Here is a 16,522-nt window from a genome sequence, read left to right as displayed (position 1 = left end):
GCAGTTTCGCCCGCCAACGCGTGAAACAATACCGCATATCACCGGGAAACCCTTTATTCATGCGGATGTCGAGAGACAGCTGTTTTTTGCAATTGTTTCACGCCGGCCCTGCCGGCGTGCCCGCTTGCCCCCTCCACACGCCTTCGATCAGCTTCCATCGACGGCAAACCGCGCCTTTAGCGCCGACACCAGCTCGGTTCGCGCGCCGCGCTCCGCCACGTGGATATCGAGCACCACCCGCCCTGAATCCCACTCCTTGATGGTTCCCAGCACTTCGCCCTGCTCCGAGCGAATCTTGTACTGGCGGCTGATTTCCTTGACCTTGCGCGTCCGACCCTCTTGCGCCTGGCGGCGAATCGCCTCCACCTCGCGGCTCGACAGGCCATCGTTAACGATGCGCTGCGCCAGTTCACGCGTGGGCTCCTCCCCTTTCAGCTTGAAGTACAGCGTCAGCTCATAGCCCGCGGCAATGCCGATGGCCGCCGGCTTTTCCTTCATGACATCGAGCACCGAGTCCGGCAGCCGCAGCAAAGCGAGCGTCTTGCTCACCGTTCCGGCGGAAATACCAGTCAATTCCGATATTTCTTCTTCTTTGGAAATTTTGTTTTCATCGATCAACTGTCGCCAGGCAATCGCGTTGTCGAGCGCCGACTGGCCGGAACGCTGTTCGTTCAGCAGAAACGAGAGCCGGTAGAGATCCAGGTCGCCGACGTCGATCTCGACGAAACACTCCATCTCGGTCTTGTTCGCAGCGAGCAGCGCGCGCTTGCGGTAGTGGCCATCAATCAGGTAGTAATAGCCCGCGCGCCCCGGAACCGGCGTGGCCAGGCCAGGGGTCTTCTGGCCGTGAGTGGCAATGGAGGCGGCGCGGTCCTGCACCACCTCCGGATCATAGATGCGCCGGGCATTCAGGGGGTTGTCTAGCAGGCAAGCCAGCGGAATCCGCTCCAGGCGGCGCGTCCCGGTTCCCGACGCTGGACTTTCAGCGCTGAAACCCGCGGTTACGACGGAGGTAGAAGCAGCCCCCGCGCGGCTATCGGCCCCGGTAGCCGCCGGCGGCTGGGCAGGTGCGGAGGCTGGCGCCTGAGGAGCCAAAGCGGCCACGGGCGGCGCCAGGAGGCCACCAGGACGCTCGACAATCACTTGTTCGGCCCGGGCAAAGCGATCCAGTGGTTCGGTCGCACGGCTTTTTTCAGCGACCATGCCGGCAAGCATGCCTGCTTTCAGATTTTTTGCTTTAGTTGCCACGTTTTGCCCCCTCCATTCCCAGCAATTCCAACACTTCATCGACGACAGCATCGACTTCCTGGGCAGCTTCTTTCGCGCCACCAATGCCATGGACCGTGCAACCGATGGCCTGGCATTCACGAAAAGCGGAACGTGAGCCAATCATGGCATCCATCAGTTTGAAATCGGCATCCTCTCCAAGAATTTCAATTGCTTGCTTGGCGAGCGACACCCGACGCTGCACCATATTGGCCAACACACGAATCTGCAGGGTTTCGTTCTGTACTTGCGCATGCTGCGCAAGCGTCTTGGCGGCGACCGCCGCCCACAGGTCTGGCGGCGACGGTACTACGGGGATGATCGCCAGGTCGGAGATCAGCAAGGCGCTCGACGGCGCAGGGGAGTGCACCGCCGGCGGGCAATCCACCACGATGAAATCGTAATCGTTAACGAACTTGCGGACCTCGCGGTGCATGGCCCCGCCCGAGGGCGCGAGACCAATCACGGAAGCAGGGAATGGCGCGTCATCCGGCGCCTGAGAAGCCCAGCGGGTCGCTGTTCCCTGTTCATCCATGTCGACCAGCATGGTACGAAATCCACGCAAGCCCAATGTTCCCGCCAGATGCATGCTGGACGTAGTCTTGCCGCATCCGCCTTTTTGGTTGAATACGGTGATGATTCGAGCTGGCATAACGGCTCCTTCTTTCAGCGCTGAAAGTGCGCATAGATCGAGAATGACGCAATCATTTCCGGGATCTTATATACATGGATTTTTTACATCAAGAAAAAGACGGTTTCAGCGCTGAAAGTGACGCGCATGCACAACAGAAAAGTGTGGATTGAAATTAGAATATTTATTGATTTTAATTTCTACATGTCAGAATCAGCGGTGTCCATCGTGCGCAACGTCACTGGAACGTCAGTGGAGAAGAACAGGCCCTGCAGCAAAAGAGGATGGGAGTTGGCTTTCCAACGCGCAATGACGGGCGGCGCACCGCCCATGGCAACATGCCACATGCTTGAGCTACCTGGTGGTTGTATCGACTCAGGCTGGCGAAAGCGCAGTGAAGCAGGAGAAAGAGAAGAAGGGAGGAAACCGGGGAACCAGGGACGCACGAGCCGCAGAAACTGCGGAAGGACGATGAACACCGGGCATATCAGCTCGCCCATCATCCGTCGGGCCAGACCAGGCTACCGCATCGCCACAGCCACGGCAGGCTCCGGCGTCAGGTCAATTTCCGCACGCTGGTGCGTGATGGCTGCAGGATCAGCGCCTTGGAGGAATCGGCGTCGACCTTGGCTTCCGGGTACACGATCAGCACATCCTTGAGGGCCTTGCGGAACAGCGCGCGGAATTTCCGTTCGCTTTCGGTTTCCGTACCGAACTGCATCTGCAGGGCTTCCCACGGGATTTCCGTGCGGCGCTGGATGGTGAAGAAGCGGTACGTCAGCCAGGAGTACACGTCGAGCGCGAACGGCGACTGTTTGAGTGCCTTGAGCGCGCGCATGTCGACCGGCACGGGACGATTCACCAGCTCATTGAAGAACGGCTCGGACAACACCACGAAGCTCTCGAACATTGCGCTCTGGCCGGGCTGCATGGGATCCCACCAGGTCGACAGCTGGTCGGCCAGCAAGTAGCCGACGCGATCGAGCGACAGTGGCTCGTGGTTGGGCGCGGACTTGTTCTGCACGATGGCGATGGTGGCGGAGAACAGCCGGATCATCTGCTGCCGCACCAGTGTCATGGTGCCGCGTTTGCCGCCGGTGGCCATGGGAATGCCGAGGTTGTACATGAACTCGGACAAGGAGTTGCCGAGCGAAATGCGCCGATCCTCGATGGTGCCGGTGAACTCGCCGCGCTTCTTTTTCGCCATGATTTCCTTGCCGATCCACGCCAGCATCAGGCGCGGATAGGAGCCGTACGGGTAACCAAGCGAGACAGTTTCGGAAATCAGCTTCTGGCGGCCGTTGGCGGCCTTTTCGGAGCGTTGCTGGGTGAAGTAGCCTGGCTGGATCATCAGCGAGACGTTGCCGCTCGACCGGGTCCACACGGGCGGCGCGCCCTTGGGTGCACGGTAGGGCAGGGTGACCTGGACACTGGCACGGCTTAGAAAACCCACTTCGCCGGTCTGCCATGCGTCCTCGCGTTCCATGGCCTGGGCCTCGTCGAACAGCCGCTGGAATTTCTCGGAAGGCACCGCTGGTGTCTTGCCGGGCACGATAATGCGTGAACCCGGCGACGTGGCCTCGACAGCCTGCGGGTCGAGTGCATCAGCCGTGGAAGATCGTTTCGTAGCCATGGTGGTCCGTCATGGAAGTCCTTGCCTTTTTACGCGAAGCCTCAGGGCTTGTCACGCAGAATTGGGTACGCTTGACGGTTTTGACGATCAGGCGAGAACCGCGCCATTGCTTGGGGGTTGATCATTGCTGGATCTCTTGCGTGATCGTCGCGGGCCGGCGTGGGTGGGCAACCGGTACGGTTGTCCACGTTGAGCCGGTCCTCACTACCGGTTAACACATACCTTTAGTGGTTAACTACTTGTAAACCGTATACAGCGCTCGCAATCCCATGATTTTGCAGGGTTAATTGCTGTTTTGCGTACCCGTTTCTGCAGCGCCCCGTACCTGATTCTGCGTTGTGGCGAACCCGAATCTGCGCATAGGCGAACCCGATTCTGCGACCGGGCTGAACCAGATTCTGCGGGGATAACCTGCGGTTTCCACAGACTTGTCCACAGGCTCGCCGCAGGGACGCACAGCCTTGTCCGCCGGAAGGCGTACCCGTTTCTGCGTTGTCTGGCGCGGCCTGACGCCCGTGCTGCCCGGATTTTCCGGCGCTTGGTGCGTACCCATTTCTGCGGACGGTATGGTGGCCCTCCGCGTGTCTCCGCCCAGCATGCGCAGTGTGACAAACCCGCTGCGCGCTGTGGCTCCTGGCATGCGTACCCGTTTCTGCGTCCACGCCCCGTCGCCGCGATGCCGTACCAAACCAGGGAAAGCGGATCGACTGACAGGAATGGCCGAACGGAACATCGTGCCGGCCCTGTCCGGCGTGGACTCCGGCCGCGGGCCATGCGTGCTCTTGGGGGGCAGAGCGACCGTACCCATTTCTGCGGTGGTTCTGACCGGTCGTTCCAAGCAAGGCGTACCTATTTCTGCGGCTGAATACAGCGTGACGCAGAAATAGGTACGGTGTGGAATGCAATTCTTCGTCACATTATGCGAGTCATCACTTTCCGCAAATGCACCGGTGTGCGTGATGTTTCACTCCTGTGGCGCGCGTACCCATTTCTGCGTGTTCGGAGGCATGGGGTACCAAACGCCGAGGGGCGAGGGCTGGAGGGGGTGCGAGAGCCGTACCCATTTCTGCGACAGTATCGGGGAGTCGGAAATTTCACGGCGTACCCGTTTCTGCGGGCCTTCGGGCAGCCTGGATGGCGAAAAAGCGTACCTGTTTCTGCGTGATCGGATGGCCGGCAGCGGGAAAATCGGCGTGATGTCTCCGTGACGTCCGGACGGCCGCGCTGTTCTGCCTGAGCGGGGCGTACCCGTTTCTGCGTCGCGACGCCTTTACGGTCACCGAGCGTACCCAGTTCTGCGACAATAAGTGATGTTTAGATAACATACATTCGCTCGGCTCTCCGGTATGATGCGGCGTGCACCGGCTGCGCGGTGGTGGTAGGTCGTCCGGCGCGTCTCGGCGCAGACGGCTTTCAGGGACAGGATGGAGTGCGGGGTGACCGTTTCCATCCCGGTTCCGCCACTGCCGCTGCGCGGGGCGCATATTTATGGCGATGGGGGATAGGGGAGAAAGCGTCATCATGCAGATACTGGAGCGGCTGTTTCAATTGAAGGCGCACGATACGGATATCCGTACCGAGCTACTCGCCGGGTTGACCACTTTCCTGACGATGGCCTACATCATTTTCGTCAACCCCTCCATCCTGGGCGAAGCCGGCATGCCGAAGGATGCGGTGTTCGTCGCGACCTGCGTGGCCGCCGCGCTGGGCACTTTCGTGATGGGCTTCTATGCCAACTACCCGATCGCCATGGCGCCGGGCATGGGGCTCAATGCCTACTTCGCGTTTACCGTGGTGCTCGGCATGGGGATTCCCTGGCCTGCGGCGCTCGGCGCTGTGTTCATCTCCGGTTGCCTGTTCATGGTGGTGAGTCTGGTTGGCATTCGTGAGCTGATCATCAACGGCATCCCGCGTTCGCTGCGGCTCGCCATCACAAGCGGTATCGGCCTGTTCCTTGGCATCATCGCGCTCAAGAGCGCGGGTATCGTGGCAGATAGTCCGGCGACGCTGGTGACGCTGGGCGACTTGCATCAGGCGCCCGTGGTGCTTGCGACGATCGGGTTTTTCACGATCGTCGCACTCGATTACCTGAAGGTGCGCGGTGCGATCCTGATCGGCATCCTGCTCGTGACGGTACTGAGCTTCGTGGTCGGCGGCAATGTGTTTCATGGCATCGTCTCGCCGCCGCCATCCGTCGCGCCGACGCTGTTCAAACTAGATCTCGAAGGTGCGTTGTCGATCGGCTTCCTGAACGTGGTACTGGTGTTCTTCCTGGTTGAGCTGTTCGATGCCACCGGTACGCTGATGGGCGTTGCGAATCGCGCCGGGTTGTTGACCCCGGGCAAGATGCATCGTATGAAACGCGCACTGCTGGCGGATAGCGGGGCGATCATGGCGGGGGCCGCGCTCGGCACGTCGAGCACCACGGCCTATATCGAAAGCGCCTCCGGCGTGCAGGCAGGCGGGCGCACCGGCCTCACGGCCGTAACGGTCGGCGTGCTATTCCTGGCATGCCTGTTCATCTCGCCGCTGGCGGGCGCGGTGCCGGCCTATGCCACCGCACCCGCGCTGTTGTATGTTGCATGCCTGATGCTGCGCGAACTGGTGGATCTCGACTGGAACGATGCCACCGAGTCGGTACCTGCGGTATTGACAGTGCTACTGATGCCGCTGACCTATTCGATTGCCAACGGCATCGCCTTCGGCTTCATTGCCTATGCCGCACTCAAGCTGCTGACGGGACGCGCGCGCGAAGTCCAGGCGATCGTCTGGGTGATCGCAGCTGTCTTCCTCTTCAAGTTCTTCTACCTGCCGGGTCACTGAAATGCAGCGCGACGGTCACCACAGTGGTGGCCGTCGGCTGCCGATGGCGTGCGTAGCGGGACATCGTATGCCGTGTGACGGTAGCCCCTGTCGGATGACATTGTCCACCATGCTGGCTTCGAGCGGCATGTGCCTGACTCACGTTCAAAGCGTACCCGTTTCTGCGTGACCTGAAGGCGGCATTGGAGCGCGTATCCACGCTGCCATGCCAATGTGCACGTTCGTCGCCGCCTCTTGGCTGGGGCCGTGCGCCGATCAGCCTGCGCTTGCCGGGGCTGAAGAAGGTTCGCTCGGCATTGGTTCGGATGCGGCATCCGCAGGAGGCGTGCCCATTCCCATGCCGCCCGCAGCGGGGGCGGTCGGGGTCGTCGGCGCGGGTGTCGCCGGGGCTGTGGTCTCCGGGGCAGGCGTGCTGTCGGGCATGCGTTCGCTATCCGCTGGTTTACGGTCGCAGGCAGCCAGGGCGCTGGCGCACAGCACTGCGATGGCGACGGTGGAGTAGATCGGTTTCATGGTTTTATCTCCTGAGAGTGGTTGGGCGCCGGCGGAGCCGCGGCATCGTCGATCCATGGGAATCCGTCACCACAACTGCACCGGCCGGGCGCAACGTCCGTCGTCGGCGTGCATGATTTCTTAAGCAGACGCTGTGCCAACTGCGGCGCGAGCAATCTCATCTGCGGAACGCTGTGCCGTGGCTGCCAACGATGCCCGGCATCCAGGCATGCGCCTTGCAACGCTTTCTCCAGACGGAGGGCGACCTATGAAGACCAGTCAGGAACACGATCCGCGGCACCCCGGCCGCAGATTGCGCTTGCCGCACGAGCGCGACGAATCACCGGATAGCCAGTCGTCCGGGCAGCGCAGCCGCATTCGCCAGGCAGCACGCGACGTGGAAGCAGGGCGCGGCGACACCGATGCACGCGCCTCGCCTGGCATTGAATGCGTGGAGACGCCACGCCAGGCCCGGCAGGCTCGTCCGCATCTGCACGAAGCGGATCCGGCGGAGCAAGTCGGTCTGGAAGCGACCCGGCCCGCGCGTAAGAATTGACCGCGCGGATGAAAAAATGACAATCGGCCTGGCAGGGTGAACGCTTGTCGTGAAGAAACGGCTGCACTTGCCGGGCACATGGAGCAAACGATGATCAGGATGAAAACGACTCCCACAGGTTCGCGACATGCCTCGCGTCTGCTAACGCTGGCGCTGGTGGCCATGCTTGGCGGCCCGGTCTATGCCAAACTGCCGCCGCCAACCCCCGAGGAGCAGGCTGCGGCGGCGCAGAAGGCCGAGATTGCGGCTGCGCAGCTGGCACAGGAAAAACAGGCGCTGGAACGCATCCAGGACCAGCTGGCGGCACGCTATGGCAAGGGCGCCGCGGGCACGGCGCAGGAAACCGCCACGCATAACCTGCCAAAGACCGTCCAGGAAGCCCCCGGCGATACCGGACCCAAGGGTGGTACCAAGCCCAGTGCGGAAGCGCATTCGGGCAATGTCAAGTAAGAAGGGATGGAGCCGCTGTTTCCGCAGACGACGGACCTGCCCGCGTCGCGCGAGACACAGGCCCGTTATGCACCGCCTGCCCGGCGAGACGGACGCACCGCGCCGATGCGCCTGCTCCATGCGCCATGTCGGCATGGTCGGGTTCACATGACGCGTTCGCGAACAGCCGGCGCCGTCGCGCCTGCCAGGCCGTCACGCCGCCGCTGGAATGGTCTGCGAGTCGTACAGCGCCAGGCGGTTGTACAGCGTCTTGAGGCTGATGCCCAGCCTTTCAGCCGCGTCGCGTTTGTTGCCTTCGCAATGCTCCAGCGTGGCCACGATAAGCGCGCGCTGTGCTTCGGCCAGCGGCATGCCGACGGCAATCTGCAGGCAGCCCTCGCTGGTGAGGACCGGATCGCTGGTGCGCTGGCGGCACTGCGGTTCGATGGTCAGGGTCTGGTCGCTCAGGATATAGGCGCGCAGGATGGCGTTTTTCAGTTCCCGCACATTGCCGCGCCAGGGCTGTTCGCGCAGCAGGTTGAGCGCCATGCGCGACAGCGTCTTGGCAGAGCCATGCTGCGTGTTCAACTGCGCCAGGAAATGCTGGGCCAGCAGGACGATATCTTCCTCGCGCTCGCGCAGCGGCGGCATGCACAGCGGTACCACTGCCAGCCGGTACATCAGGTCCTCGCGGAAATCGCCGGACTGCACGGCGCTGTCGAGCGCGCGGTTGGTGGCGGCAATGATGCGTACGTCGGCCTTGATCTGTTCGGTCCCGCCCACGCGATAGAAGGTACCCGTCTCGAGTACGCGCAGCAGCTTGACCTGCATTTCCGGCGGCATTTCGGTCACCTCGTCCAGAAACAGCGTACCGCCGCAGGCGCGTTCGAAATAGCCGATATGACGCTGGTGGGCGCCGGTGAAACTGCCTTTTTCATGGCCGAACAGTTCCGACTCGCTCAGCTGTGCCGACACCGCGCCGCAGTTGACCGGGATGAACGGCGCTGCCTTGCGTGAGCTACGGCTGTGCAGCGTTTGCGCCAACAGTTCCTTGCCGGTGCCGCTCTCACCACAGATCAGCACCGGCGCGTCGGTGCCCGCGACCTTGTCGACCTGTTCGTAGAGCGCGCACATCACGGCAGAGGAGCCATACAGCGCGCCGAATTGCCGCAGGGCAGGCGGTGTGGCTGGGCCTCGGCTGCCGGTTTCTACGGCATGCAGGACACGCGCGGCATCACGCAGGTTGCTACTGCGGGCGACCGGATCGTCACCCACGAGATTGATACGATCATCGCATGACGTTTTCTGTAGAGACATTGTCGGTTCCCTGAATTGGTTGCGCTGCGCAGGCTTTGTGTTGGCGCAGGGCGGGCATCGATCGCAGCGATATGACGCAATGGGCGCAATGGAACATCCGGTGACGGGCACAACGTCATAGCTCGAAGCCAGTCGCACCAGAACCCGTCGGTCATGCGGCATGCCGCTGCTGCCAGCAGGTGCAATTGATTATGGCAATGCGGCCGGCGCGTGTCTGTCCGCGCTTGACTGACGCGTCCCGCCCGTCTGTCGGCGTAACGCTGACACAGGCGAGGACATTTTTGCGGCTGCGTCTGCTTGACGATGCGCGTTGCGCAGTCGGGCTCGCTATGTGATGTGGAGTTTGCGTACACTGTGACTCTGTCTTTGCCGGAGCAACCCGATGCCGCATGGTTTGCGAGACCGCCTCGCCTCCCTCCTGAGTGCCGCACTGCCCGACGGTGGCACACTGCCGCGCCTGCGCAGCACGCTATGGGGCGCGATGCGTGGCTGGACCGAACACCAGGCAGCCAGCCGGGGCGCCGCGCTGTCGTTCTACACCCTGTTGTCGCTGGCACCGATCCTGGTACTGGTGATTTCCATCGCGGGACTGTTCTTCGGTGCGGAAGCGGCGCGCGGTGAATTGTTTGCGCAGATCAGCGGACTGATCGGCGATACCGGCGCGGCCGCCGTGCAGGGCGTGCTGGCCGCAACCCAGCGGACGGATGGCGGCGTGTTCGCGACGCTTGTTGCGGTCGGCATGCTGGTCGTCGGCGCCACGACAGTTTTTGCCGAGCTCAAGAGCAGTCTCGATGCGATCTGGGAAACGCGCGAACAGGTGACCAACGGGATCTGGGCATACCTGCGCAAGCGCGTACTGTCGTTCGGACTGGTGTTGGTGCTGGCATTCCTGCTGCTGGTCTCGCTGGCGGTCAATGCCGCGCTGGCGGTGCTCCAGCACTATTGGAGCCAGCTGTGGACCGAGTCCTCGTTTGGCATGGCGGCGGAGATTTTTTCCACGCTGCTCTCGTTCGGCACGGTGACCCTCCTGTTTGCCGTGATCTTCCGCATGCTGCCGCCGGTACGCGTGACCTGGCGCGACGTCTTGCCTGGCGCAATAATCACGACGCTGCTGTTCCAGATCGGCAAGCGGCTCATCGGCCTGTATCTTGGGAACAGTGCCGTCGCGTCATCATATGGCGCGGCGGGGTCGGTGGTGGCGCTGATGATGTGGGTCTACTATTCGGCGCAGATCTTCTTCTTCGGCGCGGAACTGACGCGCCAGTATGCCTTGCAGTTCGGCAGCCTGCGCACCGCCGGCGAGGCCGCTACTTCCCGTAGCGGATCAGACTGATCTGGCCATCCGCCTCCATCGTCATCGACTTCACCTCGCTGACCGATTCCACGCCGTTCTCGCGCAACTTGGCTTCCAGTTCGCGGTCCGTGATCAGTTCGCGCCGCAGGTTGGCGCGAATCACGCGGCCGTGGCGGATCAGCGTCAGCGGAGGCGGCTCGAGCAGACGATCGAGTGCGCGCGAATGGAAGGAGAGCCAGTTCAGCAGGTAGTTCCAGCCGATCAGTGTGGCCAGCAACACCATGCCGTCGGGCACTGAGGTGTATTCCCCGGCCAACGCATTCTGCGAGGCATCGGCAATGATCACGATGATCAGGATATCGGCGATGCCGACGGATCCCATGTCGCGGCGAACTACCACGCGGAACAGCAGGAAGATGAACCAGAACATCACCGTGCCACGCACGATGAGTTCTAGCGGCGAGACACTGAAACCGAAGACGGCGGACCAGTCGACTGTCATGGCACTCTCCTCGCGTGCGGGGCCTGCGGCACAGAGAAGGCGTGCCGCATGGTAATGGCGTGACGAGAGTATAAGGCGGGTAGCTGCCGCGCTACCCGCCGGTGTATGGCGGCCAGGCGGATCAGATCCGGCCGGCCGGCGTACGCGATGACGGGCGTGCGCCAGGGTGCGCGGCCTGGCCAGCCGGCAGCCGGGCGCCAGTTGCGGAAGGTGCCGCGGATGTGTGGAGCTGCCAGGCTTGGCGGGTGACGGCAAGAATTTTGTCGAGTACTTGCATAAGTGCGGGTCGAGTCACGATGCCGCCCACGATACCGAAAGCATATGACAGCCCAAAGTCACCGCGCACTGACATGCATGCCGGAAAATTCCTACAAACGGAGCGCGAAGCCGCGCCGGAGCGGCCGGCTCGCGTAAAATGCTGCCTTTCAGGCCCAGGCTGTCCCGGGCCACGTCTCTTTTTCCGATCGACCCGTGAGCACACTCCAGTCCGAAATCGCCCGGCGGCGTACCTTTGCCATCATTTCCCACCCTGACGCGGGCAAGACCACGCTGACTGAAAAACTGTTGTGGTTTGGCGGCGCCATCCAGATGGCGGGCGCGGTCCGGGCGCGCAAGGCCAGCCGCCACGCGACCTCTGACTGGATGGAGTTGGAAAAGCAGCGCGGCATCTCGGTGACCTCGTCGGTCATGCAGTTCCCATACAAGGATTGCATCGTCAACCTGCTCGACACCCCGGGCCACGAGGATTTCTCGGAAGATACCTACCGTACCCTGACCGCCGTCGATGCGGCGGTGATGGTGATCGACTCGGTCAACGGCGTCGAGGCACAGACCATCAAGCTGCTCAATGTGTGCCGCCTGCGCGCCACGCCGATCCTGACCTTCATCAACAAGCTGGACCGCGAGGGCCGCTCGCCGATCGAGCTCCTCGACGAGATCGAGGACGTGCTCGACATGCAGTGCGCGCCAATGACCTGGCCGATCGGCATGGGCAAGCGCTTCCGTGGCGTGTATCACCTGCTCGACGACAAGGTCACGCTGTTCGATCCGCATGGCGACAAGGACGACCAGGACGCCGGGCAGATCATCGCCGGCCTGGACAATCCCGAGCTCGACCGCATCCTCGGCGAACAGGCCGAGGAGCTGCGCATTGAAATCGAACTGGTGCGCGGCGCCTCGCATACCTTCGACAAGGAAGCGTTCCTCGCCGGCAAACAGTGCCCCGTGTATTTCGGCTCGGCGGTCAACAACTTCGGCGTGCGCTCGCTGCTCGACGCGCTCGCCACGCTGTCGCCGCCGCCGCAGCCGCGTCCGGCCGCGAGCCGCGAAGTGCAGCCGGCCGAGCCCAAGTTTTCCGGTTTCGTGTTCAAGATCCAGGCCAATATGGATCCCAAGCACCGCGACCGCATCGCCTTCCTGCGGGTCTGCTCGGGCCGCTTCGATCGCGGCATGAAGATGTTCCAGGTCTCCACCGGCAAGACCATTGCCGTGAACAATGCCATCACCTTCATGGCGCAGGACCGCAGCATCATGGAAGAGGCCTTCGCTGGCGACATCATCGGTATTCCCAACCATGGCACGATCCGGTTGGGCGATGCCTTTACCGAAGGCGAGGCGCTCAAGTTCACGGGCATTCCCTCGTTCGCCCCGGAGCATTTCCGTCGGGCGCGCCTCAACAACCCCCTCAAGACCAAGCAGCTGCAAAAAGGCTTGCAGCAGCTGGCAGAAGAGGGGGCCACGCAGATGTTCCGGCCGATTACCTCGAACGAACTGGTGCTTGGCGCGGTAGGGACGCTGCAGTTCGACGTGGTCGCGCACCGCCTCGAGCACGAGTACGGCGTGGATGCCATCTTCGAGAGTTTTTCCTGTGCCACGGCACGCTGGCTGCGCGGTTCGGAGAAAGCCATCGCGGAACTGATCGACAAGGCAGGCCATAACGTGGCGATCGACGGCGCGGGAGAGCATGTGTATCTGGCGCCTTCCCTGGTCAACCTGCGTCTCACGCAGGAGCGCTTTCCGGATGTGACGTTCCTGGAAACGCGCGAGATTCTCTAAGCCGGCGCCGCCGTGCGGCGTGTGTTTTTTTGGGCGCGCCCTGTCAAAGCGGCCGTGCCGGTCCGGCGTCACGCACCGCAAGCTGGTGCGTGACCAGTCCATCCCCGCACCACAGATGCAGCAGAAAGCTGGCCGGCTCCATGACAAAGGCCGCCGGCGTGCTCGCGTGTAGGTCGAACGCGAGCTGATGCGCTGTCGAAGGACAGATGCAGGCGAGGGTGCCGCCAACGCGCCGCATGACGGTCCGGTGCACATGGCCGCAGACCACGCGCTCGACCTGCGGATGGGCGCGTAGCAGCCGTTCCAGCTCGGTACGGCCGGTGCGCAGCGCAAGATCGTCCATTTCTACGAGGCCGGTTGCAAATGGCGGATGATGCATGGCAAGCAGCGTCGGCCGCATCGGCTGCGCAGCCAGCGCGGCATCCAGCCATGCCAGGCGGCGCGCGCACAGTTCGCCATGCGCTGCGCCCGGTACAGTCGTGTCGAGCATGACCAGCCGTACTGCAAATTCCTCCACCACATATTGCACAAAGCCGCCTTCCGCCCGCGCGGCATGGCGGCACCCGTCGGCGGTGAATTCGGCACACAGCGCGCCGCGCTCGTCATGGTTGCCCGGCAGCAGATAGCAAGGCATCGGCAGTGGCGCGAGCATGGCGCGCAACCGCGCGTACGACGCCGCATCGCCAGCCTCCGCCAGATCGCCGGTCAACAACACGCAGTCCGGAAGGGGGTCGAGCCGCAGTAGTGCGGTGAGGGTTTCCTGCAGCAGGGCGCCAGTATCCACGGTGCCATAGGCGCGTGCGCCGGCGGGCACGAGGTGCAGGTCGCTGATCTGGGCAATGCGCATGGCGGGTCAGGATGGGCAGGCGCCTCGAGGTTCGTGCGATTCGCCAGGAAAGTCCGTCGACTTCAATGTATGCCGCCAAAACCTGCCAGATGCAAGCGCGGCTGACTCGACATTGCTCCAGGCGCTGCCGGACATGCAGCGGTAACCGCCTTGCCATGCCGCCGGGACCGGGGGGCGTGAGCAAGCCGCGGGACAGGGGCAGGCGCAGCAGATTTGCACGATGACGCACATGCGGTTATTATGTATTTAGGACACTAAACAAATTTAGTGAATAAATAACGTGATTTAGCATGTTTTTGTAGAAATATAGTTGTTGTTTGTACAAAACAAGCTGATCAGTCATCAAATTTAATTCAAGCCAGAATCATCTATGACTCACGCCCAGGACGTCCTCCAGGCGCTGCGCCGTATCCTGCGTGCCACTGACCTGCATTCCGGTCAGCTGCTGCGCCAGACGGGGCTGACGGCGACGCAGCTGCAGGTGCTGCACACCCTGGCGGGGGCGGACCTGACGGCAGGTGCGCTGGCACGCCAGCTGTGCATCAGCCAGGCCACCCTGTCGGACGTGCTGGACCGTCTGGAAACGCGCCAGCTGGTGACGCGCCAGCGGCAGGCCAGCGACAAGCGCCGCGTGACCGTGGCATTGACGGCGGCCGGCCAGCAGGTGCTGGCCTCCACGCCCAACCTGCTGCATGCCGATTTCCTCGCGCGCTTCGGCGCGCTGGCGGAGTGGGAGCGCCTGATGATTCTGTCCAGCCTGCATCGCGTGGCGGAACTGATGGACGCCGCCGATCTCGATGTGGCTGCCGTGCTGGAGGTATCGGAGCTGAAGTGACGGCTCCCGCCGACGCCCAGGCATGGACCGCTTGCCGAACAGGAGAACCGGACACGATGTGTGGAATTGCTGGAGAAATCCGTTTCGACGGGCATTACGCCGATATCGCCGCAGTGGCGCGCATGACGCGCGCGCAAGCGGCTCGCGGGCCCGATGGCGAAGGTATCCATGGCATGGGGCCGCGCTGTTTCGGGCATCGCCGCCTGCGCATCATGGACCTCAGCCCCCGCGCCAACCAGCCGTTCGTCGATCCGGCGCTCGGTCTGGGCATCGTCTTCAATGGCGCAGTCTACAACCACCATGCGCTGCGCGAGGAACTGGCCGCGCTTGGCTACCAGTTCGCCTCGAGTGGCGATACCGAAGTCATTCTCAAGGCGTGGCATGCGTGGGGACCGGCGGCCCTGCAGCGCATGCACGGCATGTTCGCCTTCGCCCTGTGGGAGCGCGACAGCGGCATCACCCACTTGGTGCGCGACCGGCTCGGTATCAAGCCGCTGTACTACACCCACGATGCGCAGGCCATGCGGTTTGCCTCGAGCCTGCCGGCGCTGCTGGAGGGCGGCGGTATCGATACCGCGCTCGATCCGCACGCGGTGCATCACTATTTTTCGCTGCATGCCGTGGTGCCTGCGCCACTAACCATCCTGCGCGGCGTGCGCAAGCTGCCGCCGGCCACGCACATGACCGTGCATCCGGACGGCCGCTGCACCTCGGTGACCTGGTGGAAGCTCGCGTTTACGCGCGATGCTGCCGACGAGGCGCGCAGCTTCGCGGAGTGGCAGGACGAGGTGCTGGCCGGCCTGCGTCGTGCCGTGGCACGCCGCCAAGTGGCCGACGTGCCGGTTGGCGTGCTGCTCTCTGGCGGTCTCGATTCGAGTCTGATCACCGGCTTGCTGGCTGAGGCCGGGGCCACTGACCTGCGGACCTATTCGATTGGCTTCGATGCAGTGGATGACGAAGCAGGCGACGAATTCCATTACTCGGATCTGGTGGCCCGCCATTTCGGCACGCAACACCAGCGCCTGCGCATTCCGGGCGAGGACTTGCTCGATGCCTTGCCGGACGCCATCGCCGCCATGAGCGAGCCGATGGTCAGCCATGACTGCGTGGCCTTCTACATGCTCTCCGACGCGGTGTCGCGCCACAGCCGCGTGGTGCAGAGCGGGCAGGGCGCCGACGAAGTGTTCGGCGGCTATCACTGGTATCCGCCGCTGGCGGAAAACACTGATGAGGATGGTGGCGTGGCAGCCTACGCGCGCGGGTTTTTCGACCGCGATCACGCGGCCATGGCGCAGTTGCTGGAAGCGCCATGGCTCGGCGAGGACGTCACGCGCGGCTTCGTAGCGCGGCATTTCGCCCAGCCCGGCGCGGGCAGTGCCATCGACCGCGCATTGCGCATCGACACCACGGTGATGCTGGTGGATGACCCGGTCAAGCGCGTCGACAACATGACCATGGCCTTTGGCCTCGAGGCGCGCGTGCCGTTTCTCGACCATGAGCTGGTCGAGTTGGCGGCGCGCATCCCCGCGCGCCACAAGATCGCCGGCGGCGGCAAGCATGTGCTCAAGGAAGCCGCGCGCGCCGTGCTGCCGGCGGAAGTGATCGACCGGCCCAAGGGTTACTTCCCGGTGCCGGCTCTCAAGTACTTCCGCGGCCGTTTTCTCGATTATGTGCGCGACACCCTGACCAGCCGCGCCGCCCGCGAGCGCGGCTTGCTGCGCGAAGCCGCGCTCGCGCGCATGCTCGACGCGCCCGATACCCACATCACGCCGCTGGGCGGCTCCATGGTCTGGCAGGCCGCCCTGCTGGAGTTGTGGCTGCAGCGACGCGGCCTGTGAGCCC

Annotated in this window: 14 protein-coding genes; 7 read left to right on the top strand and 7 right to left on the bottom strand. The window is 63.2% G+C overall.

The window, feature by feature from the left end; translation table 11 throughout:
* Nucleotides 1–147: 147 nt before the first annotated feature.
* The 3 genes from ACQ3C8_RS16030 to ACQ3C8_RS16020 form a co-directional block, all read right to left on the bottom strand.
* Nucleotides 148–1,248: a ParB/RepB/Spo0J family partition protein gene (locus ACQ3C8_RS16030; RefSeq protein ID WP_428853140.1), complete on the bottom strand. Its 1,101-nt coding sequence runs from the start codon at nt 1,246–1,248 to the stop codon at nt 148–150.
* Nucleotides 1,238–1,918, bottom strand: coding sequence for an AAA family ATPase (locus ACQ3C8_RS16025; protein WP_428853139.1), 681 nt, complete (start codon nt 1,916–1,918; stop codon nt 1,238–1,240). The genes ACQ3C8_RS16030 and ACQ3C8_RS16025 overlap by 11 nt, the downstream gene beginning before the upstream one ends.
* 535 nt (nt 1,919–2,453) lie before the next feature.
* Entirely contained in the window at nt 2,454–3,530 is a 1,077-nt protein-coding gene (locus ACQ3C8_RS16020; RefSeq protein ID WP_009523512.1) for a replication protein RepA, read from the bottom strand.
* Nucleotides 3,531–5,051: 1,521 nt separating this feature from the next.
* Between ACQ3C8_RS16020 and ACQ3C8_RS16015 the strand changes: the two genes are divergently transcribed.
* Nucleotides 5,052–6,353 (top strand): NCS2 family permease, encoded by a 1,302-nt coding sequence (locus tag ACQ3C8_RS16015; RefSeq protein WP_009523511.1) that lies wholly within the window; start codon nt 5,052–5,054, stop codon nt 6,351–6,353.
* Between the two features lie 255 nt (nt 6,354–6,608).
* Here the strand turns inward: ACQ3C8_RS16015 and ACQ3C8_RS16010 are convergent, their stop codons facing one another.
* Nucleotides 6,609–6,866, bottom strand: a complete 258-nt coding sequence (locus ACQ3C8_RS16010; protein WP_428853138.1) for a hypothetical protein — start codon at nt 6,864–6,866, stop codon at nt 6,609–6,611.
* Between the two features lie 247 nt (nt 6,867–7,113).
* Here ACQ3C8_RS16010 and ACQ3C8_RS16005 point away from each other — a divergent pair, with 247 nt between their 5' ends.
* Both ACQ3C8_RS16005 and ACQ3C8_RS16000 read left to right on the top strand, forming a co-directional pair.
* Nucleotides 7,114–7,401 carry a hypothetical protein gene (locus ACQ3C8_RS16005; protein WP_009523509.1) on the top strand — a complete coding sequence of 96 codons (288 nt, stop codon included), beginning with the start codon at nt 7,114–7,116 and terminating at the stop codon, nt 7,399–7,401.
* A 99-nt stretch (nt 7,402–7,500) separates the two neighbouring features.
* Entirely contained in the window at nt 7,501–7,851 is a 351-nt protein-coding gene (locus tag ACQ3C8_RS16000) for a hypothetical protein (protein WP_428849627.1), read from the top strand.
* Nucleotides 7,852–8,043: 192 nt separating this feature from the next.
* On the opposite strand, the gene ACQ3C8_RS15995 is transcribed toward ACQ3C8_RS16000, so the two are convergent.
* Nucleotides 8,044–9,147 (bottom strand): sigma-54 interaction domain-containing protein, encoded by a 1,104-nt coding sequence (locus tag ACQ3C8_RS15995; RefSeq protein WP_009523507.1) that lies wholly within the window; start codon nt 9,145–9,147, stop codon nt 8,044–8,046.
* 382 nt (nt 9,148–9,529) lie between these two features.
* Here ACQ3C8_RS15995 and ACQ3C8_RS15990 point away from each other — a divergent pair, with 382 nt between their 5' ends.
* Entirely contained in the window at nt 9,530–10,480 is a 951-nt protein-coding gene (locus tag ACQ3C8_RS15990) for a YihY/virulence factor BrkB family protein (RefSeq protein ID WP_009523506.1), read from the top strand.
* On the opposite strand, the gene ACQ3C8_RS15985 is transcribed toward ACQ3C8_RS15990, so the two are convergent.
* Nucleotides 10,455–10,943, bottom strand: coding sequence for a DUF421 domain-containing protein (locus ACQ3C8_RS15985; RefSeq protein WP_428853137.1), 489 nt, complete (start codon nt 10,941–10,943; stop codon nt 10,455–10,457). The two genes, ACQ3C8_RS15990 and ACQ3C8_RS15985, sit on opposite strands and share 26 nt — an antisense overlap.
* A 471-nt stretch (nt 10,944–11,414) precedes the next feature.
* Between ACQ3C8_RS15985 and ACQ3C8_RS15980 the strand changes: the two genes are divergently transcribed.
* Nucleotides 11,415–12,998, top strand: a complete 1,584-nt coding sequence (locus tag ACQ3C8_RS15980; protein ID WP_428853136.1) for a peptide chain release factor 3 — start codon at nt 11,415–11,417, stop codon at nt 12,996–12,998.
* A 43-nt stretch (nt 12,999–13,041) separates the two neighbouring features.
* On the opposite strand, the gene ACQ3C8_RS15975 is transcribed toward ACQ3C8_RS15980, so the two are convergent.
* On the bottom strand, nt 13,042–13,845 hold the full coding sequence (locus tag ACQ3C8_RS15975) for a phosphodiesterase (protein WP_428853135.1): 804 nt from the start codon (nt 13,843–13,845) through the stop codon (nt 13,042–13,044).
* 370 nt (nt 13,846–14,215) lie between these two features.
* On the opposite strand from ACQ3C8_RS15975, the gene ACQ3C8_RS15970 reads away from it, so the two are divergent.
* Together ACQ3C8_RS15970 and ACQ3C8_RS15965 are read left to right on the top strand one after the other, a co-directional pair.
* The gene (locus tag ACQ3C8_RS15970) at nt 14,216–14,680 is read left to right on the top strand and encodes a MarR family winged helix-turn-helix transcriptional regulator (RefSeq protein ID WP_428853134.1); all 465 of its coding nucleotides are present in this window, start codon (nt 14,216–14,218) and stop codon (nt 14,678–14,680) included.
* A 56-nt stretch (nt 14,681–14,736) separates the two neighbouring features.
* Entirely contained in the window at nt 14,737–16,518 is a 1,782-nt protein-coding gene (locus tag ACQ3C8_RS15965; protein ID WP_428853133.1) for an N-acetylglutaminylglutamine amidotransferase, read from the top strand.
* Nucleotides 16,519–16,522 lie beyond the last annotated feature (4 nt).

It is taken from the genome of Imbroritus primus (assembly GCF_964332355.1).
In the GTDB taxonomy this organism is placed as follows: Bacteria; Pseudomonadota; Gammaproteobacteria; order Burkholderiales; family Burkholderiaceae; genus Imbroritus; species Imbroritus primus.
Note: the sequence above shows the minus strand (reverse complement) of the source record. Positions and strands in the feature narration are given on the sequence as shown.